The organism is Cystobacter fuscus (assembly GCF_044360685.1).
Lineage (GTDB): Bacteria > Myxococcota > Myxococcia > Myxococcales > Myxococcaceae > Cystobacter > Cystobacter fuscus_C.
Genome location: NZ_CP043491.1, coordinates 8723672 through 8744824, shown reverse-complemented (window position 1 = coordinate 8744824; position 21153 = coordinate 8723672). Strand labels below are relative to the sequence as shown.

The 21153-nt window shown below is 66.8% G+C and carries 19 protein-coding genes and 1 pseudogene; 12 read left to right on the top strand and 8 right to left on the bottom strand.

The genetic code is table 11. From position 1 onward, the window contains the following. Positions 1 to 120: 120 nt before the first annotated feature. The gene (locus tag F0U63_RS35765; RefSeq protein WP_395837125.1) at positions 121 to 2208 is read left to right on the top strand and encodes a hypothetical protein; all 2088 of its coding nucleotides are present in this window, start codon (positions 121 to 123) and stop codon (positions 2206 to 2208) included. Between the two features lie 176 nt (positions 2209 to 2384). Beyond that, a complete protein-coding gene (locus F0U63_RS35760) occupies positions 2385 to 2927 on the top strand; it encodes a hypothetical protein (RefSeq protein ID WP_395837123.1) in 543 nt (180 codons plus the stop codon). A 302-nt stretch (positions 2928 to 3229) separates the two neighbouring features. On the opposite strand, the gene F0U63_RS35755 is transcribed toward F0U63_RS35760, so the two are convergent. The 4 genes from F0U63_RS35755 to F0U63_RS35740 form a co-directional block, all read right to left on the bottom strand. After that, entirely contained in the window at positions 3230 to 3829 is a 600-nt protein-coding gene (locus F0U63_RS35755; RefSeq protein ID WP_395837121.1) for a PPC domain-containing protein, read from the bottom strand. A 574-nt stretch (positions 3830 to 4403) separates the two neighbouring features. Then, positions 4404 to 5063, bottom strand: a complete 660-nt coding sequence (locus tag F0U63_RS35750) for a transposase (protein WP_395837119.1) — start codon at positions 5061 to 5063, stop codon at positions 4404 to 4406. Between the two features lie 65 nt (positions 5064 to 5128). Next, complete coding sequence (locus F0U63_RS35745; RefSeq protein ID WP_395837117.1) at positions 5129 to 5482, bottom strand: transposase; 354 nt, start codon at positions 5480 to 5482, stop codon at positions 5129 to 5131. Between the two features lie 694 nt (positions 5483 to 6176). Then, positions 6177 to 6677 (bottom strand): MarR family winged helix-turn-helix transcriptional regulator, encoded by a 501-nt coding sequence (locus tag F0U63_RS35740; protein WP_395837115.1) that lies wholly within the window; start codon positions 6675 to 6677, stop codon positions 6177 to 6179. A gap of 102 nt (positions 6678 to 6779) precedes the next feature. On the opposite strand from F0U63_RS35740, the gene F0U63_RS35735 reads away from it, so the two are divergent. Then, entirely contained in the window at positions 6780 to 7991 is a 1212-nt protein-coding gene (locus tag F0U63_RS35735) for a serine hydrolase domain-containing protein (protein WP_395837113.1), read from the top strand. A 1190-nt stretch (positions 7992 to 9181) separates the two neighbouring features. Here the strand turns inward: F0U63_RS35735 and F0U63_RS35730 are convergent. Beyond that, positions 9182 to 9747 (bottom strand): annotated as a pseudogene (locus F0U63_RS35730) (methyl-accepting chemotaxis protein); the annotation flags it as partial. 291 nt (positions 9748 to 10038) lie between these two features. On the opposite strand from F0U63_RS35730, the gene F0U63_RS35725 reads away from it, so the two are divergent. Beyond that, complete coding sequence (locus F0U63_RS35725) at positions 10039 to 10614, top strand: flavin reductase family protein (RefSeq protein WP_395837111.1); 576 nt, start codon at positions 10039 to 10041, stop codon at positions 10612 to 10614. 37 nt (positions 10615 to 10651) lie between these two features. Here F0U63_RS35725 and F0U63_RS35720 read toward each other — a convergent pair whose 3' ends face one another. Continuing rightward, positions 10652 to 10996, bottom strand: coding sequence for an Atu4866 domain-containing protein (locus F0U63_RS35720; protein ID WP_395837109.1), 345 nt, complete (start codon positions 10994 to 10996; stop codon positions 10652 to 10654). Between F0U63_RS35720 and F0U63_RS35715 the strand changes: the two genes are divergently transcribed. Beyond that, positions 10989 to 11306: a hypothetical protein gene (locus F0U63_RS35715; RefSeq protein ID WP_395837107.1), complete on the top strand. Its 318-nt coding sequence runs from the start codon at positions 10989 to 10991 to the stop codon at positions 11304 to 11306. The genes F0U63_RS35720 and F0U63_RS35715 overlap by 8 nt on opposite strands. Positions 11307 to 11565: 259 nt before the next feature. Then, entirely contained in the window at positions 11566 to 12501 is a 936-nt protein-coding gene (locus tag F0U63_RS35710; protein ID WP_395837105.1) for an SDR family NAD(P)-dependent oxidoreductase, read from the top strand. Positions 12502 to 12717: 216 nt separating this feature from the next. On the opposite strand, the gene F0U63_RS35705 is transcribed toward F0U63_RS35710, so the two are convergent. Together F0U63_RS35705 and F0U63_RS35700 are read right to left on the bottom strand one after the other, a co-directional pair. Continuing rightward, positions 12718 to 13095 (bottom strand): hypothetical protein, encoded by a 378-nt coding sequence (locus F0U63_RS35705; RefSeq protein WP_395837103.1) that lies wholly within the window; start codon positions 13093 to 13095, stop codon positions 12718 to 12720. Then, entirely contained in the window at positions 13092 to 13277 is a 186-nt protein-coding gene (locus F0U63_RS35700; RefSeq protein WP_395837101.1) for a hypothetical protein, read from the bottom strand. Before F0U63_RS35700 ends, F0U63_RS35705 begins: the two co-directional genes overlap by 4 nt. A gap of 222 nt (positions 13278 to 13499) precedes the next feature. Between F0U63_RS35700 and F0U63_RS35695 the strand changes: the two genes are divergently transcribed. From F0U63_RS35695 to bla, 6 genes are all read left to right on the top strand, one after another. Then, positions 13500 to 13817: an ArsR/SmtB family transcription factor gene (locus tag F0U63_RS35695; RefSeq protein ID WP_395837099.1), complete on the top strand. Its 318-nt coding sequence runs from the start codon at positions 13500 to 13502 to the stop codon at positions 13815 to 13817. Next, on the top strand, positions 13804 to 14268 hold the full coding sequence (locus F0U63_RS35690) for an SRPBCC family protein (RefSeq protein WP_395837097.1): 465 nt from the start codon (positions 13804 to 13806) through the stop codon (positions 14266 to 14268). Before F0U63_RS35695 ends, F0U63_RS35690 begins: the two co-directional genes overlap by 14 nt. 238 nt (positions 14269 to 14506) lie before the next feature. Continuing rightward, positions 14507 to 16516 carry a methyl-accepting chemotaxis protein gene (locus tag F0U63_RS35685; RefSeq protein WP_395837095.1) on the top strand — a complete coding sequence of 670 codons (2010 nt, stop codon included), beginning with the start codon at positions 14507 to 14509 and terminating at the stop codon, positions 16514 to 16516. Positions 16517 to 16787: 271 nt separating this feature from the next. Beyond that, positions 16788 to 18311 carry a hypothetical protein gene (locus F0U63_RS35680; RefSeq protein ID WP_395837093.1) on the top strand — a complete coding sequence of 508 codons (1524 nt, stop codon included), beginning with the start codon at positions 16788 to 16790 and terminating at the stop codon, positions 18309 to 18311. A gap of 267 nt (positions 18312 to 18578) precedes the next feature. After that, positions 18579 to 19511 carry a transposase gene (locus tag F0U63_RS35675; protein WP_395837091.1) on the top strand — a complete coding sequence of 311 codons (933 nt, stop codon included), beginning with the start codon at positions 18579 to 18581 and terminating at the stop codon, positions 19509 to 19511. Positions 19512 to 19828: 317 nt separating this feature from the next. Next, positions 19829 to 20719 (top strand): subclass B3 metallo-beta-lactamase, encoded by an 891-nt coding sequence (bla, locus tag F0U63_RS35670; RefSeq protein WP_395837089.1) that lies wholly within the window; start codon positions 19829 to 19831, stop codon positions 20717 to 20719. Positions 20720 to 21153: the final 434 nt, after the last annotated feature.

Below are 21153 nucleotides of genomic sequence, written 5' to 3'. Positions count from 1 at the left end.
TGAGCCCGCCCATCTTATGCGTTCCCTCCCTCGAGGGGAGAGGCCCGGCGGCTCGGTTCGAGATCAGGGGGCCTGAAACTCCCCACGCGGGCAGCCCCGCGGAGTAGGGTCGTAGGGCGAATGCACACGAAATTTCTCTCCGTGACGGTGGTACTGGCGCTTCTCGTTGCGAGCATTGTCAGCACAGGTTGCGGCTCGAACAGCGCCGCAGGCGGCGATGCGGGCTCAGGCAACGGCGGTAATTTGGACGGGGGGTCCAACGGTGGGGCAGACAACGGTTCGAACCCCAGAGACGGAGGAGTGAATTGCCCGGCGCTCAGTGGCACCGTCAACGGTTTTGCGACGCTCGCCGGTGACTCTGACCCCTCGGGCATTCTTGTATCAATAAGCCAGCTCGATGCGGGTTCTTACACCGGCGCGGATGGCTTCTACTCTTTCAACTGTGTTCCCGTAGGGCAGTATTCGATGCAGTTCCGAAAATCCGGTTACGAGGATGGCATCGCGGCGATTCAGACATATGCCGGCGGCAATGCCCAGATTCTGGATCATGCATACTATCCGCTTTCGCCCATCGAACTCTCTCGCGGAACTCGTCTCCGCTCATTCCAGAACTCAGGATTCTGGCCCGGAGCGGCATACTCGCTATCTCCCAACGCAGGGTCGGTTCTTTCCTACTCGGCCGACAATGGCGGTGCGCTGTTCCTTGCGACCTTGGACGGTCAGAAATCCCGGACCCTCGATACCGGCTCGATTTCAAGCAATTTCGCCTACTCTCCTGACGGACAGTGGCTGTACTGGCTCAACGGCAGCACGCTCAAGATGGGAGCGGCCGACGGAACCGATGTCACCATCCTCATGTCGAATGTCTCCGCGATGCCGACGTTCGCACCCGATGGAAAGTCGCTGGCTTTCGGTAGTGGAACAAACGCCTACCTGGCGCCAGTGGGCAGCACCACCGTCAGAGATTTGGGACCTCGATCGACTTCGTGCGAATCCTCGTTCTCGCCTCTTTTCGCCGCCGACGGGACGTTGGTGTGGAAGGCATTCACCTCTAGCAATTACTGCCTGCCCATTTCACTCCACCTGACGCCGAGCGACGGCGGGCCGGACATCGTGTTTCCGACGGTGGGCCGATACGAACTCTCTCCCGATCGGCAATTCCTCGCGTTCAATGATGGCTATTGCGCCGGGCCCAGTTATGGCTGCGGCCCAGCCGAAGCTGGCATTGAGCGCGTGACCAAGGTGGGCGTCAGCGGGCCGGTCATGGTGGGCCCGGGGGCCGCCGGAGATTTCAGCGGAGGTGCTGAAGTGTTCTCGCCGGATAACTCGCACATCCTGTACGCGACGACGGGGATGTATTCCTACTCCTACCCGTTGGTGATCGCTCAAACAAATGGTGGCGGTTCACGGCAACTCACCTCGAACATCAATGGCTGTTCCCTTTTCGGCTTTTCACCTGACAGCGGATTAGCCCTTTACGCCGTCCCTGGGACTGTCACGTGTGACCTGATCGCCGCACCCGTCGATGGCGGGCCTGTCAGGGTGATCGGTGCGAACGTCAATACCAACTCTCTCGGCGGTTCGTGCGGCGGGCTCTGCCCCGGCGCGTGGCTGTTCACCGGCAATTCGATCATTTTCGTCGACGGGCTCACCAGCTTCAACGGAACCGGGCAACTGAAGGTGGTTGCTCTCGGGACCGGAGTATCGACACATATTGCTTCCGACGTGGGCAGGCCTGTGTTCCTGAGCGCTGATGGTCAACAGGTGTTGTTTGGGATTGGGAGTTATCCTCATGCTGGCCTATATCTCTCGAGCGTGGAAAATCCCGCTCCAGTGCTTGTCGGCAACACAGGCCGGTTTGGCGCACTGTCCCCTGATGGAAAGAGAGCCCTTCTGTACACGGATTGCCCGGGGACCTGCATACTGAAGGTTTTGACCTTGAGCACGGCGAAGACGATCACCTTGGCATCGGGTGTCAGTTCCGCCGCCTGGGCGCCGGATGGGCATGCAGTAGCGTTCGTCACCGACGCGCTCGACCAAGTGGGAACCCTGCGCTTCGCATCCGCTGACGGGGGCTCCTCGACCGTCGTCGCGGGCAGGGCAATGCTATTGGAATGGACCAGTCCGAACTCATTCTTGGGGCGACGGGTTGGCGTGCCTGCCCCCTACAGCTTCCAAAACGGCTTGTATTTGTTTCCCGCTCCGTAGGGACTGCAACGTAAGCCATTCAAGTCGGCTTTGGTCCCGCAGGCGATACGCCCATCCTCGTTAGAGGAGGATTCGGCTCAAAGCGTCGGGCTGCTCCGCATGGAGGCGGCGAGAATCGAATCCGTCGCAGGGTTGTGCTCGCGAGCGCGCGTTCGCACCTATGCTCCGAGTGACTCATGGACTCCCGACACCTCTCCGCCGCCGCCTATTCGGCCTTCACGGCTTGGTTGCTCAAGCTGCGCGGTGTTCCCGTCTCCCACCAGCGTCTGCTGTCCGGTGGCTGTCCAGCCGAGGACCTGCCCGCGCTGGTGCGCGAGCTCAAGCGCATCCGGACCGACTTCAAGCGGCGTCTCAACTCGGTCTCGGCTCCCGTGGACGAGCCACTTCGCCAGGCCTACGCGGCGCTCGGAGTGCCCTGGTCCGCCTGGAGCGAGGTGGCGCGGGAGGTCCACCGCGATCTCCAACGAGGGCGGTATGCGCCAGCGGCCAGCACAGAGCCGATGAAGGAGAAGACGCCGCGAGTAGACTGGGCCGAGTTGCTCAGGAGGACGTTCGCACTGGACGTGTTCGCCTGTCCGCAGTGTGGAGGCAGGCGAAAGGTGCTGGCGTATGTGACGGCCCCGGCAGGGGTGCGCTCGATATTGGAGCACCTGGGACTTCCCACGCAGGCTCTGAAGCGGGCCCCGGCCCGGGGACCACCCCAGCAGGAGTGGTGCTGAACCTGGCGCAGCCGCTGTCAATACGCCCCAACTCCCTGCCGCTCTCCTCAAGCGAGGGCGGCCAGGGCAGGGGTGTGCCCCAAGGGGTTGTAGCGTCCCGTGTACCGGCGCGGCGCGCGGCCTTGCTGGCCCCGGCAGCGGCCCTCCTCGGCTCCTCCGCTCCAGCCCTCACCCTCCACATGGCTTCTCTCCCGCCTATACGCTGGTGCCGTGGTAGACAGCGCGCTGGGGCAGGCCGACGAGGCCGCCCAGCGACGAGACGATCGCGCCCAACCTCGGGGAGGAGAGGCTCGAGATCGGCTCTACCAACCGATGGTAGCGCCCACCGTGCCTCCACACTCCTCAGCGAGGTAGCAGCCAGCATGCAGCTTGTACGTCCCGGCCGCAGGAGCCCTGTAGACGATCTTCGAGCCATAGCCGTCGCTGCCGCAGGCGTCATCGTTGTATGCCACCCGCAACCCACTTGGGCCATAGAGTCGCAAGTAAGTGTCATTATAAGGGGCGCCCCTGGTTGAGGCCCCCGTCACGCCGCAAGTGCCCACCGTCAGAAGCTGACCGGCCTGGAGGCTGAAGGACCAGTTCTTCGTGTTCTGCAATGCATTGTTGGTGTTGATGGTAGAGTAGCTGTACACGGAGGAGAGCGGCCTGACGTCACTGGCATGGAGCAGATCCCCCAGGTCGATCACCTCCTCGTTCGGGGTGGGCGACACGGATTCAATCGGCAGAGCCTCTCCCGTATCCTGCGGCTTGGCCACCTTGCTCGGCGGCTGCTCGCTATTGGCAGCCGCATCCTCCGCCGACGCTCCACATCCAGTGCTCATGGCGAGGAGCGCAATGACCGCAGTCGGCACGCACCACGAGGACTTCTTGTGAAGATTCACCATCTTGACCGTCCGGTTCATGTTGCCCTCTCCCCTATCCCGGCTCGTGATAGCCAGGTTCAGAATGTAACCACACTCACGTCCATTCCTCGGTGACCGTGACGGGGAACACCACGACAAGCCAGTGCTCCCACTCAACACATCCAATGGAGGCAGCCTTCCTGCCGCAGCAAGCGGATGAGCGCTGTCACAATCCCCCTGGTGCCTGGGGCTTCCTCTGGGCCCTCATTCCTTAGGAGCCCCCTGGCAGATGAAATATATTCGGTCTTGGCGCGGATGGCATACACTCGGGCTTGTCGCCTGTTGCCCAATCAACCCGAAGAGGGTTGTCTCCCAGGGGAAGTGTTGAGGACAGTGATTTTGCAACCACAGCCCTCCCAGAAAGGGTGCCAGAGAACTCGAACGAGGCGATCCGGCACGACGCGTGGAGGAAAAGAGAAGAGGGGAAGGCAGGCCGAGAAATCTCCCCGGCGCTAGGAGCTTGTCGGCGAATCGGCCAGGAGCACGGTGGCGCGTAGCAGGCACCAGGTGACGCACCAGCAGCGGAGGTGACGGTATCCCCTGATGCACTGCGCCGGGCGCGCAGCCCCGCCCGCTAAGCGGACTGCGCTACCAGGGCGGGCAACTCCCAGCCCTGACGCCACAGCTTCTTGAGGTTATGCACCGCGCACGCCAGGGAGAATTCTCCGCGCACCTTGGGCAGGCCCCGTAGAGAGAAGCGCGGCAGCGTCCCGTTCTTCACCTGGCCGATGACGGGCTCGGCCGTCACCTTGCGCCGCGCGTACGCCTTGCGTCCCCGCTTCGTCAGCAGCTTGCGCTTCCTCCGCTCCTTGAAGCTCAGGCCCTTGGGCGGGCGTCCGCGCGGTGCCGCTGGCGCCTCCTGTCCGTGTTTGGAGCGGCCGGTGGCGACAAAGCACTCCACGCCCTGGGCCTCCACCTTCTCAATGTCCTCCTGGCACAGGTAGCCCGAGTCCGCGCTCAGCTCCACGGGCAAAAGCCCCGTGTTGCCCCGCACCTGCTCCACCATCGGCTCGAGCTGATGTGCATCGTTGCCGCTCTGCCCCACCTGCTGCGCCACTATCAGCTGCGTGTCCGCGTCCACCGCCACCTGCGCGTTGTAGGACTGCTGGAAGGTGCCTCCCCGCGGCATGATTCTGGAGTCCGGGTCGGTGAAATTGCGCTGGGCCTTCTCGCTGGGTTTGGCCTCCTCGGGCTTGTCCTCGCCCTTGGCCTCCGCCGTAAGCCTCCGGTCCACCCCAGGGTGTCGGCCACCGAGGAGCATGGCACGGTGGCCGCGTGATGGACGGTGCATCGACGAGCCTATCGCTGCTGAGCCTGCTGCTGGGCCCACGACTCGGGGAGGAGTTCCGAGAGACGGGAGGCGGGGAAGAGAGTGCCACCGAGTTTGGGCAGCACGTCACGGAAGTAGGCCCACGGGTCCATGCCCAGGCGGTAGCAACTGAGCACGAGGGAGTAGACGCTGGCGGCGCGGTGGCCGGCCGCGTCGCTGCCCAGGAAGAGCCAGTTGTTGCGGCCGAGGACAATGAGCCGGATGAGGCGTTCCACCTCCCCGTTGTCCAGGGGCAGGCGTCCGTCCTCGAGGAAGCGACGCAGGGGGACGTAGCGATTGCGCGCGTAGGCGATGGCCTTGCCCAGGGGCGTCTTGGCGGGCACGTGCGGGGCCCATTGCGTCAGCAGGCCGGTTGCTCAGGAGGACGTTCGCACTGGACGTGTTCGCCTGTCCGCGGTGTGGAGGCAGGCGAAAGGTGCTGGCGTATGTGACGGCCCCGGCAGGGGTGCGCTCGATATTGGAGCACCTGGGACTTCCCACGCAGGCTCTGAAGCGGGCCCCGGCCCGGGGAGCACCCCAGCAGGAGTGGTGCTGAACCTGGCGCAGCCGCTGGCAATACGCCCCAACTCCCTGCCTCTGTCCTCAAGCGAGGGCGGCCAGGGCAGGGGTGTGCCCCAAGGGGTTGTAGCGTCCCGTGTACCGGCGCGGCGCGCGGCCTTGCTGGCCCCGTCAGCGGCCCTCCTCGGCCAGCCCTCACCCTCCACATGGCTTCTCTCCCGCCTATACGCTCGCGCTGCTCCAGAAGCGCACACCGCTGCTGCCCACTTCCTGGAGGGGCCGCCTGGGCCACGTGTGCCCAAAGGGGTTCGCCCGGCCTCTCCACCGGCTTGGCGCCCACCGTCAGCGGCCCTCCTCGGAGCCAGCCATACCCTTCACAGGGCTCCCGTCCTTCCTATACGCCCGCAGCCAACCTCTCTCTCTACCTTTGGAGGCGCCGCTCAGGGCCCGAAGCCACCCCCTGCCGTCTTGAAGGGGGCGAACTGCACAGTATCCTGCGCTTCATCCCATCTATGCTCGTCACGGGGTGGCCAGCTTGTCCATGATGCGGTCGAACAGGGATCGCTGGGCCAGCGCGTCGTCCAGACGGTCCAGCGCCGCCGCCACCTCACCCGCCTCGGCGTTCAGAGTCAGGGCCGCCTGGTCGAAGGCCTGCCAGAGGGGCTTCAGCCGCTCAACCAATGCTGTCCCGCTGTCCGTCAGGACCAACCGCCGTCGGCGCGCGTCGGCGGCATCGGGATCGGTCACGATGATGCCCGCCTTTTCCAGGGACTGGCGCGTCTGGCTGACCGAGACATGGGTGATCTTGAGCCTGGCGGCCAGCTCGCCCACCGTCAGGGGGCCATGGAGGGCCAGTTGGTTCAGCACGCCGAACCAGCGCTGTTCGAAGTCGATGCCCATGGCGGCGTAGACGCGGGTGGTGTCGCCGTCCAGCCACTCCGACAGGCGCCGGAGCCGAGCGCCGATGGCGGCGCCGCCGACGCTCCGTGAATAGTCCGAGTCTTTCAGAGTGCTGTTCATTGCATCCGCTTTCATCCTTGACAGAACAGTAGGCACCTACGGATACTGGCTCAGGCCGGATGCTCCTGTCCAGCCTTCATGGAAGAAAAGGTCAGGCACGGGATGGATCAGGACACTGCGGGACCCCGCGTCATCGGGCGGCGCCCGTTTCTGGCCGCCGGCCTTGCCGCCCTGGCGCTGCCCACAGCATGCAGGACGGCCGTCCGTTCGGGTGCGCCCGGCGACATCGACCATTTCATCACGGCCGAGATGCAACGGGCCGCCATCCCCGGCCTGGCCGTGGGCTTCGCCCGTGACGGCGCCGTGAGCTTCGCACGCGGCTATGGCCTGGCCGATATCGCGCGGCACCGGCCGGTGACCGCCGACACCCTGTTCCACATCGCCTCGCTGACCAAGACGGTAACGGCCACCGCGGTCATGCGGCTGGCGGAGCAGAGACGGCTGCGCCTGGATGAACCGGTGGAGTCCCACCTCGACTTTCCGCTGGCCAACCCGCACCACCCGGACGTGCCCATCACCGTCCGGCACCTGCTGATGCACGTCTCCTCCATCTCCGACGCGCGCTACTATGAGGTCGACTTCCGTCAGCGTGGGGCGGATGCGACCTTGGCCCTGGGCGATTTTCTCAAGGGCTATCTGGTGCCCGGCGGCCGGACCTCCGCTGCCGAGGCCTGCTTCTCCCAGGCCGCACCCGGTGGGGCCTGGGATTACAGCAATGTCGGCTATGGCCTGCTGGGGTATCTCGCCAGCCGCATCGGCGGCGAGGACATGCGCGAGCAGACGCGCCAGCAGATCTTCGCACCGCTGGGCATGCGCCACACCCGTTGGACGCTCCGGGACACGCCCGAACCCCTGCGGGCCACGCCCTACGACCGTGTCGAGGGCGTCCTCACCGCCGCTGAGCCGGTGGGCATGCCGGACTGGCCGGCCGGGAGCATCCGGTCCTCCGTGGCGGACTTCACGCGGTTCGTGGCGGCCTCTGCCAATGCGGGCTCGGCATATGGCGCCCGGATCATCGGTGCACCGGCCCTGGCGCAAATGCTGGACATGCGGACGCCGCCGGAGTTGCCCAGCTGGCTGACCGGGCAGGGCCTGGGCTGGATGGCAGCCACGCTGGACGGTGCCGTGCGGCTGGAGCACTGGGGCGGAGACCCCGGCGTCTTCACCGCCGCCTACATCGATCCTGCCAGCCGCCGCGGCGTCGTTGTCTTCACCAACGCGACCGTCTCGGCGGAAGCCAAGACGGCGGTGAAGAACATCGCCGGCCGGTTCTTCCGCGACGATCTTCCCGCCGGGCAGGGATCCGGCGGCTGACCGCGGAGTTCCCGCCCCTCAGGAGGTGTGACAGGGCCCACGTGAGGGACCGATCGAGGAGCAGCTCCAAGGCCTGGGAGGGGTCGGGCAGGCGCCACACCGGCGCCGAGAGGGCCGAGAGGGTGTCAAAGAACTCGAGGGACACGGTCCGGCACAACCCGCGGCGGGAAGGAGAAAGGCGGAAAGGGCGCTGAGAAATCCCCTCGCCCCCCAGCGAGCCGCCGCCTCTCGGAACGCCGCGACGAAAGTCCGGTACTGCTCACGTAACTCCCGCAGCGCCTGGCGCGTGGAGGCATGCCCCAGGGGCCGCGAGCTGCGCTTGAGTTGCTGGGGCCGGGTATGCGGGTGCTGTGCCCTCACGGCTCTCACCCCGAGGACGGGCTTGTCCCTTGCACGAGCCTCGGCTTCCACTTCCTCCACCAGTGCCCGCACCGCACGCTGCCTCTCTTCCTCCCCCAGTCCTTTCCAACATGGCAGCGGCTCCATCACCAAATCCATGGGCTCGGCCCATTCCTCGGCGAAGCGCCCCTCTCCCATTGCCTGCTCCTCTCTTCCCCTCTTGATCCAGCGCTTCGTCCAATTGAACCAGTGGAACAGTCGGCGCGCCGGCCCCAGCAACTGCGGCAGACACGTGAGGCCCGGCCACTCGGCGCTCCTCTCCACCAGCCCTCCTTCACCCCGTGGGCCAGCACGTAGCGCAGCCGACCCACCAGTGCCGTGTCGTCCAGCACCGGCTCCTCCGAGTACCGCCTCTCTCATCTCCGCGCTGGGACGCAGCAACAGCCGTCCCTGGAAGCACCTGGACGTGACGAAGTAGAGACCCTCCTCCTCCTCCTGAAACATCCTCAACGGCCAGCCCATCCCCCTCCCCCCGTGCACTCCGCCGGGCCGGTGCACCCCGTGGGCCAACGCCAAGTCCTCCGTTCTCACGTGAGTCCCTCGTTTCGAATCCTTTGACACCGTCTCGGTTTCAAATCCTTTGACACCGTCTCGGCCATTTCTGGTCCCCCAAGCCGGAGCGGAGGAGAGGAGCGTGGCGCCCCAGGCAGCGGCCAGCTGGGACTTCCCACGCAGGCTCTGAAGCGGGCCCCGGCCCGGGGACCACCCCAGCAGGCGTGGTGCTGAAGCTGGCGCAGCCGCTGTCAATACGCCCCAACTCCCTGCCTCTCTCCTCAAGCGAGGGCGGCCAGGCTGCGCTCGGCCAGCCTGCGCACCTCCGTGGCCACCACCGCGAAGCCCTTGCCGTGCACTCCCGCCCTCGCCGCCTCGATGGCCGCGTTGAGCGCCAGCAGGTTCGTCTGGTAGGCGATCTCCTCGATGATGGAGATCTTCTCCGCGATGGAGCCCATGACCTCCACCGTCTCCTTCACCACCTTGCCGCTCGCCTCCGCGTCCCGCGCGCCCTGCACGGCCATCTGCTCCATCCTCCGGCCGTGATCGCGGTTCTGCGTGATGCTGACCGTCATCTGCTCCAGGCTGGAGGTGGTCTCCTCCACGCTGCTGGCCTGCTCGCTGGTTCCCTGCGCCAGGTTATGCGAGGAGAGCGACACCTGTGCCGACGCCGAGGCCAACGCGTTGGCTCCCTCGTGTACCTCGGGATGACCTGGGCCAGCTTGCGCACCATTCGCTCCAGGGCCATCAGCAGCCGGCCTGTCTCGTCCCGCGCGTCCGAGGAGATGTGCACGGTGAAGTCCCCCTCGGCGAGGCGATTCGCCACCCTCACCGCCTGTCCCAGGGGTTTGGAGATCGCCCGGGCGACGAAGAAGCAGAACAGCAGGCACACGACAAGGAGTTTCGAGGAGATACTCAGGTCGTGGAACCAGCGCATGGGTGGGAGCGTGCTCCATTATCCCAGACGGGACCAGGACGAGAGCCCGAGGGGAGCACGCCACGGGCGCGGAGTGAGTGACCACTGGGACCCCGAGCGCGGAGCATGGGATGGAGGGGAGGCGAGGGCTGGAGCGGAGGGGCTCACGCCTCGCGCTCCGCCTCCGATTCGAAGAGCCGAGCATGGACGGTGTAGAATCGCGGATAGAGTGCTCGGACCATGAGAGTCCCGCTCGAACTCCGCCGCGCCTCCAAGCTGCTCAACCACGGACCCACCACGCTCGTCACGAGCGCCGCGAATGGCCGCACCAACGTCATGGCCGCCGCCTGGGCCATGCCCGTCGACTTTGATCCGCCCAAGGTCGCTGTCGTCATCGCCGAGGGCACCTTCACGCGCGAGCTGATGGAGGTCTCGGGTGAGTTCACCCTGTGCGTCCCCACGCGCGCACAGCTGGACGCGGTGTACGCCGTGGGCTCGGACTCCGGGCGCCACGAGGACAAGTGGGCGTCGTCGGGGCTGAGGGCGGCTCCCGCCTCGCGCGTGCGAGCGCCGCTTGTGGAGGGCTGCGTGGGGTGGCTGGAGTGCCGCGTGCTGCCCGAGTCGGACGTTCAGCGCAAGTACGACCTGTTCCTCGCCGAGGTCGTCGCGGCATGGGTCGAGGACTCGGTGTGGAAGGACGGTGGGTGGGACTTCAGCGCCGGAGAGGAGTACCGCCCCATCCACCACCTGGCTGGCGGCGTGTTCTTCGCCACGGGTGAGCGGATACAGGCGCACAAGCTCGAGGGCGCGAAGTAGTAGCCGTGGATGCGCCGCTCCACGAAGCCGGAGCCGTTCACGACTCTTCCCGGTAGAGGACCATGCCGGCGTGGTGGAGCACGCCCTCGCGGAAGTCTCCGTCGGCGGTGAAGCCGGTGTCGTCCACGTAGTCGATATGGTTTCCTTTGATGGTGTATCGACCGCGGTAGGCGCTCTTCCGCTTCCCGCGGGCCTCGTCATAGCGGCCTCCCGGCAGGAGCGCACCTGGGACTTCCCACGCAGGCTCTGAAGCGTGCCCCGGCCCGGGGACCACCCCAGCAGGCGTGGTGCTGAACCTGGCGCAGCCGCTGTCATCCCGCCTATACGCCCCTACTGGATTGGGCCACAGCGGGCCATATTCAAGAGGAACGGTGATGTCCATCGCGATTCACATCAAATTCAAAGCAACAACTAAAGACTCGCTCTCCATTCCGGTAGCTACCCAGGGGACGTATCACACCGTGTGGCTTCCCACGGCGGAGAAACTGGGCCTCAAGTGGGTGCCCCTGTTCGAAAACGGGCCCATGGTCGGTGTGAACGATCTGGCTGTCGTGATGAGTGAATTCCGAAGGCTACGGGAGGCCCTGGCAATCAACCCGAAGAATGTCTCCATCCTGGAACGCATCGATTTCATTCTGGAAGAGCTTGGCGACGTGCCCCTCGACGAGGTCTCCGAGGTCTTTATTGGTTGAAGCCCCTCCCGTGCCGTCCTACACCTCCTCCTCCGGCGCTTGTGCGGACCGAGGGATCCACTCCCACTACGAATGCCAACACCAGCAAGGAGGAGAGGGTCACCAAGCCAAGGGACAGGTGGGCGAACGGCAGCTCCTTCTTCTCCCCCCTACACCGGCCCACCGCCCAGCAACAGGGCCCCCATTCCGCCTATATGCAAGACAGCCAAGAGTCCTGGAACTTCGCGGACTCGCACCCTATCCTGACGCGCAGCACGCCATGAGTCCAAAACCGACTGCAAAGGGAATCACCGAGGGCATCGACCTGGCGGGGCAGCGATTTCTCATCACGGGGGCCTCGAGTGGCCTCGGCCTCGAGCTCGCCCGGGTCCTCGCGTTGCGGGGCGCGAGCCTCGTCTTGCCCGTGCGCAGCCTCGACAAAGGCCGTCGCGCGCTCGACGGCGCGGGGCTTGACGATGAGGCGCGTGGCCGCTGCGAGCTCGTCGTGTGCGACCTGTCGCGTTTGGAGGCCGTGCGCGCCCTGGTCGACTCCCTCGTCCAGCAGGGGCGAGCCTTCCAGGGGCTCGCGCTCAATGCGGGCGTCTTCGGCCTGCCGTTCGAGTTGACGCCCGAGGGCCTCGAGTTCACCTTCGCCTCGAACTTCGCGGGCCACTTCGTGCTCCTCCATGGCCTCCTGCGGCACCGGCTCCTGGTCCCCACCGGCCGGGTGCTGGCGACGCTCTCGGAGGCCGTTCGGCTCAACCCGTTCCTCCGTCCGGATGTCCGCCTGCTCACCGAGCCTCGCGCGCATGCGAAGCGCTTCGGCGCGGCCTCGAGCCCGACGGCGAAGGTCCTCCTCTCGCTCAGTCTGCTGCACCTCGCGCGGACCGTCCGGGGCACCTGGGCGGAACCGATGGAGTTCTTCGGAGTCGACCCGGGTGCGACGCTCACGGACAACATCAACCAGGGAGGCCGGGTGGCGCAGGCGCTGATGCGCGTGCTCGGGCCTCGACTCCTCAAGCCGGTGGGGCAGGGCGCGGCGGTGCTTGCCTGGGCCCTCACGACGCCGTCGCTGCCCGGCGGGCGCGGCTTGCGCTACTTCACGAACGAGCTCGCGCCTGTACCGATCCCACGGCGCTGGCTGGATGCGGACCTCGCCGAGCAGGTCTGGCGCGCCAGCGAAGCGCACCTGGCTACGGGTCCGCTGCGGCTTTGAAACCCCAGAAATTCACAAGCTCGGGGCCGGAGAGGGTGTCAAAGAACTTGAGCAGGCGCGACACGCGGCGGGAGGGCGAAGGGAGGAAAGCAAGCCGAGAAATCCGCAAGCCCCAGCGTGGTTTTCCACATCGGACCGGCGGACCGCGTTGGAGCTCAGCACGAGGGTAGACTGCGCCCGCCTTGTACGCGCGAGATCTACTAGAGGGCCCGGCGATTACGAGAGCGGCCGCAGGATGACTTCCTGGCCCAGGGCCGTGGGGTTGAAGCTCACCTGATAGGAGATGCGCTGGCCTCGGGACTGGACGTGGAGCTGCCCCTCCTGGCCTGGAATGGCGCTGGTCGCGTGCCGGAGCTGTCGCAGCAACTCGTCCCGGAGCTTGGCTGAAGTCGACAGGAAGTCCCGCCGGTTTCCCTCCAGGCCGTAGCGGACGACGATGTTGGCGTCGGTGATGTCGATCTGGACCTGAGCCTCTTTCTTCTGGTGGCCATCGATCATCACCAGCCGGAGGATCTTGCCGACCTGACCCTCGAACAGGTCGGGCTCGGGCTCCTCGCAGCACATCACTCCCAGCTCGACGGAGCGGAGTTTCACCCCTCCAGCCCTCTCCCTTCCATCTCCTCTTCCGGCAACCCGGGGTTCCTCAAGCTCTTCACCGAGCGCAACTGGGGCATCGTCGACGCGCTCAAGGACGTGGCCCGCCAGTTGGAGCGGCCTCCGGCCCAGGTGGCCCTGGCGTGGGTGACGCGCCGGCCCGGTGTGGCGTCCACCCTCATTGGCCAGCCGCCCCGAGCTCGTCCACCCGTACCACTTCTTCGAGGAGGCCTTCTTCACCGGCGGCATGTTCACGGGAGGCACGACGGTCCGGTCCGAGCCCACATGGTTCCGGCCGAGCCCGGGCCGAGGGTAGGGCGCGAGGGGATCGGCCGGGCGACTCCAGGTGCCGCGTCCTTGACATGCAACCCGCAGGTTGCATATTCCTGGGGGAGATGGATGGCATGGATCTCGTGTTCAAGGCGCTCGCCGACAAGAGCCGCCGCCAGCTCCTGGATCTGCTGCACCAGGAGAACGGGCGGACGCTCGGAGAGCTCTGCGAGCACCTGGATATGTCGCGTCAGGCGGTCACCAAGCACCTGGCGGTGCTCGAGGAGGCCAACCTGGTCGCCATCGTGTGGCGGGGCAGAGAGAAGCTGCACTACCTGAATCCCGTGCCGCTGCATGACATCTACGAGCGGTGGATCGGGAAGTTCGAGCGGCAGCGCCTGCGCGCGCTGCACGAGCTCAAGAAAGGGCTGGAAGAAGATGACGACCCATAAGCCGCAGTTCGTCTACGTCACGTACATCCAGGCGACGCCAGAGAAGGTCTGGGCTGCCCTGCAGGACCCCGAGCTGACGAGACAGTACTGGGGCATGCACAAGAACGTCTCCGACTGGAAGGCCGGCTCCCGGTGGGCGCACCAGGACTATGAGACCAACGAGGTGCGCGTCACCGGCCAGGTGCTCGAGTCCAATCCGCCGAAGAAGCTCGTCCTCTCCTGGGGTTCGCCCGAGGGACGTCCTGAAGCAGAGCCGCCGTCGAAGGTCACGTTCCTCATCGAGCCGTTCATGGGCTCGGTGCGCCTGACGGTGCTGCACGACGAGCTCGTCGAGGGCGGCGAGACGATGAAGGGCATCACCCAGGGCTGGCCGGCGATCCTCTCGAGCCTCAAGTCGCTGCTCGAGACTGGCCAGCCGCTGGTCATGACGACGAAGCGCTGGGGCCGTTAGTCAACTCGTGACGGTCATGTCACCCTCTCCTCCGTGCCTGGCTTCATCCGGGTGGACAAACACAAGGCTCCAACCGGGCCGCGAGTGGGAGGGTGCGCCCTGGCGAGGTGAGGCTGGTGGGGGAGCACCGGCCGGAGGGGACGGTGCAGTATGCGGTCCTGATGCCAGGGAGCGGCCAGGCGCTTGCTTACGAGGCGCTTCAATCCGCCACCACGTTCCGTGCTCCAATCGGCCCTCCATGTCATTCAGCAAGAGTCTGGCGACGAAACTCCTCGTCGCCCTTTGCACCATCATCAGCCTCGCGCTGGGCCTCCTCGTTCTCATCGTCAGCCGGCAGTCCGCACAGGTCGCTGAAGAGCAGGCGAACCAACTCGTCACGCAGATGGCCGAGCGCTATGCGCGGACGGTCAACTCGGAGCTCGACAATGCGTTCATCCCGGTACGGACGCTCGCGCAGACGTTGGCGGCCCAGAAGGTCGCCGGTCTGACCGACCGCCGTCTCGCGGATGCGGCGCTCAGGAATGTCGCCGAGGCCAATCCGAAGCTCCTCGGCCTCTGGACGACGTGGGAGCCGAATGCGTTCGATGGACTCGATGCGAAGTACGTGAACACGCCTGGCTCGGACGCCACCGGACGCTACATCTCCAATTGGTCCCGCGGCACCGGACGCATCAATCTGGAGCCCAACGTCGATTACGAGACGGAGGGCGTGGGCGACTACTACCTCCTCGCACGCAAGAGCCGGAGGGAGACGATCGTCAACCCCTACCTCTACCCCGTCGCGGGGAAGCCCACCCTGATCACGAGCATCACCGTGCCCATCCTGCTCGAGGGCAAGTTCGTCGGGACCGTCGGCGCGGACATCTCTCTCGAGCAGATCCAGAAGCACATCTCGGAACTCACCCCCTTCGGCACGGGGTACGCGTTGCTCGTCTCGAACAATGGCGCGTTCGTCGCGCACCCCTCGGCGGAGCGCCGCGCGAAACCGCTCGGCACCTCGTCCGCGGATACCCTGGTGAAGACCGCCCTCTCGAGCGACAGCGCGTTCTCCGGCCAGGTCGACTCGGAGGTGCTCGGGGCCCGGGCCATCGAGGTGGTGGTTCCCATCCGTATCGGTGAGACCGTGACGCCCTGGGCGCTCGCCGTCATCGCTCCCCTCGACAAGGTGCTCGCGCCGGCTCATGAACTGCGCCAGTTCACGATCGGATTCGGGGCGCTCGCGCTGCTCGCGCTCGGCGGCGCCGTCCTCCTCATCATCCGCCGCGTCACCAGGCCGCTCGAGACGATCTCCAGCGTCGCCACCCGCATCGCGAACGGCGATCTCACCGGAGCGCTCGACCACCGCTCCGAGGATGAGGTCGGTATCCTCGCCGACGCGTTCCGCTCGATGCGCGACCGGCTGGCGCAGGTGATCGGCGAGGTGCGCGAAGGAGCCGCGGCCCTCTCGTCGGCCGCGTCACAGCTATCGGCCACCTCCCAGTCGCTCGCGAGCCGTGCGAGCCAGCAGGCCGCCACCTTCGAGGAGATGACCACCAGCCTCGATGGCATGAGCGCGTCCATCATCAAGAACGCCGACAGCAGCCGCCGGGTGGAAACGATCGCGTCCAAGGGCGCGGCCGACGCCCAGAAGAGCAGCCGGGCGGTCGCCGAGACGGTGGAGGCGATGAAGCAGATCGCCTCGCGCATCTCCGTCATCGAGGAGATCGCCTATCAGACGAACCTCCTGTCCCTGAACGCGGCCATCGAGGCCGCGCGCGCGGGCGACCACGGCAAGGGGTTCGCCGTCGTCGCCTCCCAGGTCCGCAAGCTCGCGGAGGGAAGCCAGAGCGCCGCGAAGGAGATCAACTCGGTGGCCTCCAGCAGCGTGAAGATCGCCGAGCAGTCCGGCCAGCTTCTCCACGCGCTCGTCCCGTCCATCGACACCACGTCGCAGCTGGTGAGGGACGTCGCCGCCACGTCGAGCGAGCAGTCGTCGGGCGTCGGGCAGATCAACAAGGCGATGCTCGGGCTGAACGATGTGACGCAGCAGAACGCGGCGGCCGCCGAGGAGCTGTCGAGCACCGCGGAGGAGATGGCGGCGCAAGCGGCGAGTCTGCTGTGCCTGGTGAGCTTCTTCCACCTGGGCGAGGCCGAGGTCCATGGCCGGGGGCGCGGCCGTCACGGAGCGCGGGCTCTCGGGAGCACGCGTCCCGGTCTCGGGCTGCTGCCCGCCGCCATCGTGGCGGAGAAGCACGACCACCGCGTCTGAGGTTACTTCCCCGAGCACGCCGGCAAGGACTACGAGGACAAGCGCCCAGGTGAGCGCTACGTCGCCGAATCCAAGGACGTAGACGTACCCCTTGAGCAACCCGGGGCGGGCATGGGCGGCAGCATGAGGTGTTGCATGGGCGCCGCGCATCTCCCTCTGGAAGACCGTCAACGCCATCCAGTCACAGTCGACGGAAAGTTGCATGTGTCCTCTCTTTCCACGCCCGCATGCTGGATGGCTCTCCTGGGCTCTTCCGGGGTAAGTAGCAAGAATGATCCGAGCCTTTCTTCTTGGAGCAGTGCTCTTGCCGCTGCCCGTGCTCGCCGAGATGCCTGTGCTCACGCGGACGGCCTCGGCGGATCTGGATGGAGATGGCAAGCCTGAGTCCATCACGCTCGACGTGAAGGACTCCACGTTCGTGCTGAGCGCCGGCAAGGCACGGGCGGAGGGACGTTTCGAGGGGCCGGTGGAGGGCTTCACCGTGGTGGATCTCGCGAGCGATGACCCTCGCCGCGAGGTGTTGCTCAAGGGTCAGGGCGCAGGGGGCGTCCCCGCGTACCGTCTCTTTCGCCTGACGGGTGGCGCTCTCCGGGAGCTGGCACTGCCTCCGGGCCAGCCAGGCATCTCCGGAAACCGCATCCTCCTGGCCGATGTCCCCATGGCCTTCTGGGTGCGGCGCGACAAGTACCTCTATGACGCGGCGAAGCCAGGCTTCACCGAGGTGCCCCAGCCGCTGTACTTCGTCGGCAAGGGAGTGGTGCCGCAACAGGCTCTGAAGCTGCTCGTGTCTCGTGAAGGCAACAGCGTGGTGACCGAGGTGGCGGCGAAGACTCCGGTGGTGGTGCTCGCCTTCAGCCCCGCACCGGACGCCGCTCGGGATGACGACTCCCAGGGCTGGTACGTCGTCCTCACGCGCCAGCACCTGCTCGGCTGGGTGCGACGCACGGCCCTGGGAGCCACTCCGCTGGTCCAGGACACGCCCGACTTCCCCTTCATCAAGCCAGGGGCTTTCCACGAGGAAACCGAGCTGAAGGAACTTGCCAGCAGCCTCGATGCAGACCTGAACGGCGACGGGCAGGCGGAGACCCTCCGCATCGAGAAGCTGCCAGAGATGGCCCACGCGCCATCCCGTGATTCGGAGGAGGCCGCCTGCTGGCAGGACGACAACGCCTTCAAGGTCTCCATCGGAAAGGCGAGCCTGAAGACAGACAGTGGCCCCTGCCTCACGGTGTCCTATGCCGGCATCGTCGACCTCGACACACGAGATCCACTCAAGGAACTGGTGGTGGTCGCGGATGGACGCCCCTCGTTGGAGAACCAGTACTTCCTGTTTCGCTGGACGGGACGAGCGCTCGAGCCGGCCTTCAGGCCATGGCCGGGCCCGGACCAGCTGGGCGCGTTCCCGGGAAACGGCACGGTGCTCTTCGACGCGGACGGCTTGCGCTGGCGGAGCATGGAGCGCTGGGTCTACGGCGCCCAGCAGAACAAACTGCTCTCCCCGCCCCAGGAGTGGACCTACATCGGCTGGAACCACACCGTGAAGCAGTCCTTCGCGCTCTCGTTCGCGCCCGCGAAGGGCAGTGCGGTCATCGCCAATGTCCGCGTTGGCAGCACCGTCACCCTGCTCGCCCGAGCGGAGGTGGGGGCGACGGAGAAGACGCCTCACCGGGTCTCCGGGAGCAACGCGGCTCCCCGTGGCGGAGAGATCTGGCTGCTCTTCAAGTCGGAGACGGGCCTGGTGGGATGGGTGCTCGACAAAGGCCTCAAGCTCATGCTGGAGCCTTCGTTGGGCTGAGCGCGGCGGCCCCCCAAGAAGCCGCGGGCCTTCATCGACTTCGTCGGCCCGCTGTTCCCCTCGCCGCTAGGGCCCCCGAGACGGCCGAGACGGTGTCAAAGGATTCCCCGAGACGGTGTCAAAGGATTCGAAACGAGGGATTCGCGCCCCCGAGACCCCGAGACGGTGTCAAAGGATTCGAAACGAGGGATTCGCGCCGGAACGGAGGACTTGGAGTTGGCCCACGGGGTGCATCCGGCCCGGCGGAGTGCACGAGGGGGGAGGGGGATGGGCTGGCCGTTGAGGATGTTCCGGGAAGAGGGTGTCTATTTCGTCACGTCCAGGTGCTTCCAGGGACGGCTGTTGCTGCGTCCCAGCGCGGAGATGAACGAGGTGGTGGGAGGCGTGGTGGCACGAGCCGTCCAGCACAGCGCCGGTACCGTCCGGCTGCACGCCTTCACCTTCGCTTCCAACCACTTCCACCTGCTGGTGTGGGCGCGGGGCGCCGCGCTCGCCTCCTTCATGCAGTATTTGCGCTCCAATCTGTCCAAGAAGGTGGGCCGACTGGTGGACTGGAGCGGCAGCTTTTGGGAGAGGCGGTACTCGGCGGAGCCGGTGCTGGACGACGTGGCGCTGGTGGGCCGGCTGCGCTACGTGCTGGCCCACGGAGTGAAGGAGGGGCTGGTGGAGAGGAGCGCCGAGTGGCCGGGCCTGACGTGTCTGCCGCAGTTGCTGGGGCCGGCGCGGCGGGTGTTCCGGTGGTTCAACTGGACGAAGCGCTGGAGCAAACGGGGAAGCGAAGAGCAGGCAGTGGGGGAGGGGCGCTTCGCGGAGGAATGGGCCGAGCTGGTGGAGTTGGAGCTGGCGCCCCTGCCGTGCTGGAAAGGACTGGGGGAGGAGGAGAGGCAGCGTGCGGTGCGGGCACTGGTGGAGCAGGTGGAATCCGAGGCTCGCGAACGGGACAAGCCCGTCCTCGGGGCAAGCACCGTGAGGGCCCAGCACCCGCATACTCGGCCCGAGCATCTCAAGCGCAGCCCGCGGCCATTGGGGCATGCCTCCACGCGTCAGGCGCTGAAAGAGTTGCGTGAGCAGTACCGGACCTTCGTCGCGGCGTTCCGAGAGGCGGCAGCTCGGTGGGGACGAGGGGATTTCGCAGCGCCCTTTCCGCCTTTCTCCTTCCCGCCGCGGGTGGTGCCAGAGCGCGTCGCTCGAGTTCTTTGACACCCTGGGCTGGGCTGCACTCAAGGAGCGCGGAGGCTCGGGCTCGGCGGTCCGGCCCGTTTCCTACGGCCCGCCCCGGGGCTGAGGCGTCCTGGCCTCACGGAGCCCGGATGCACCCCGCCGTGCATCCGGTGCACCCGCGCGGATCGCGTCCACGAAGCCGCGCCGGGTGCGGTCGAGTGGAGGCGCTCTGTGGTGTCCGGCACACGGACCCGCTGCGACCTCGGAAGGAAGAAATCCGGGCGGACGGCCTGGAGCTCGCGGCAGGCTCCTTGCACGGGGGGCGGCCTCTCCCTCCCCTTTCGGAGCCAACCCCGATGCGACTGCTCGCCTTGCTCATCCCGCTCGTCACCGCTGCAACCCCCTCCGTCCCGCCCGACACCGCGCCCATCGAGTGCGGCGACTGCGCGGAGTGGAACCGGCCGCAGGCGCCGTTCCGCGTGTACGGGAACACGTACTACGTCGGCGTCGCGGGGCTGTCGTCGGTCCTCATCGACAGCGGGGAGGGCCTCATCCTCGTCGACGGCGCACTGCCCCAGTCCGCGGAGCGCATCGCGGAGGGCGTGCGCGCCCTGGGCTTTGAGATGCGTGACGTGAAGTGGATCCTCAACTCGCACGCGCACTTCGACCACGCCGGGGGCATCGCGGCGCTGCGGCGGATGAGCGGCGCCAAGGTGGCGGCGAGCCCGGCCGGGGCCAAGGCGCTGCGCCTCGGGTCGGTCACCCCGGATGATCCCCTGGCAGGCTACGGGGCCTCCACGCGCTACCCGGCCGTGCGGGACGTGGTGACGGTGGCCGACGGCGGGACGGTGACGCTCGGCAAGGTCGTCGTCACCGCGCACCACACGCCGGGGCACACCCCCGGCGCGACGACGTGGACGTGGCGCAGCTGCGAGGGGGAGCGCTGTGTGGACGTGGTGTATGCCGAGAGCCTCACGCCTGTGGCCGCACCGCGCTTCCGCCACGGCGCCGACGCCGCCCGCGTGCAGCGGTTCCGCGGCAGCATCGAGAAGATCCGAACCCTGCCGTGTGACGTGATGATCCCCACCCACCCGGGGGCAGGCCGCTTCTTCGAGCTGCGGGCCCGGAGCGAGCGCGAGGGGCGACAGGCCTTCATCGACCCGGGGGCGTGCCGCGCGTACGCGGACCGGGCGGACCAGGGGCTCACCGCGAGGCTGAAGAAGGAGGCGGAGGGCAAGGCCGAGTAGCGGCTGACTGGGCACAAGACGTGGCTGTCTTGCACCCCTGTCCCCTCACGGAACCCGGATGCGCACCACCGTGCATCCGGGTTCGGGGCCCGCCGCGAGCCTGTCGCAACGCAGCCGCTCGCGCCTATGCGTTGTGTCCTTCAGACGCCTCCAGCGCGGTCGGAACCCGTCAACGTGGGCCCACCGGGGATCCAATCCGCCGAGGTGTGACCAGAGGGGTGGCACCGCCTCTGCTCCGGCCCGGCGCACAGCCCGCCCGTCACCCTCCAGCGGCCCTTCTCAACCCCTTTGCACCAGCCCTCCCACTCAAACAAGGCCCCCATTCCGCCTATAGGCGCATGCGCCCGACCTCTCGTCCGCCCCCTGCCAAGTCGCGCGTGCGACGGGCTCGTGGATGTTGCGCCGGAAGTGAGCATCCAGCGACATGACCTCGT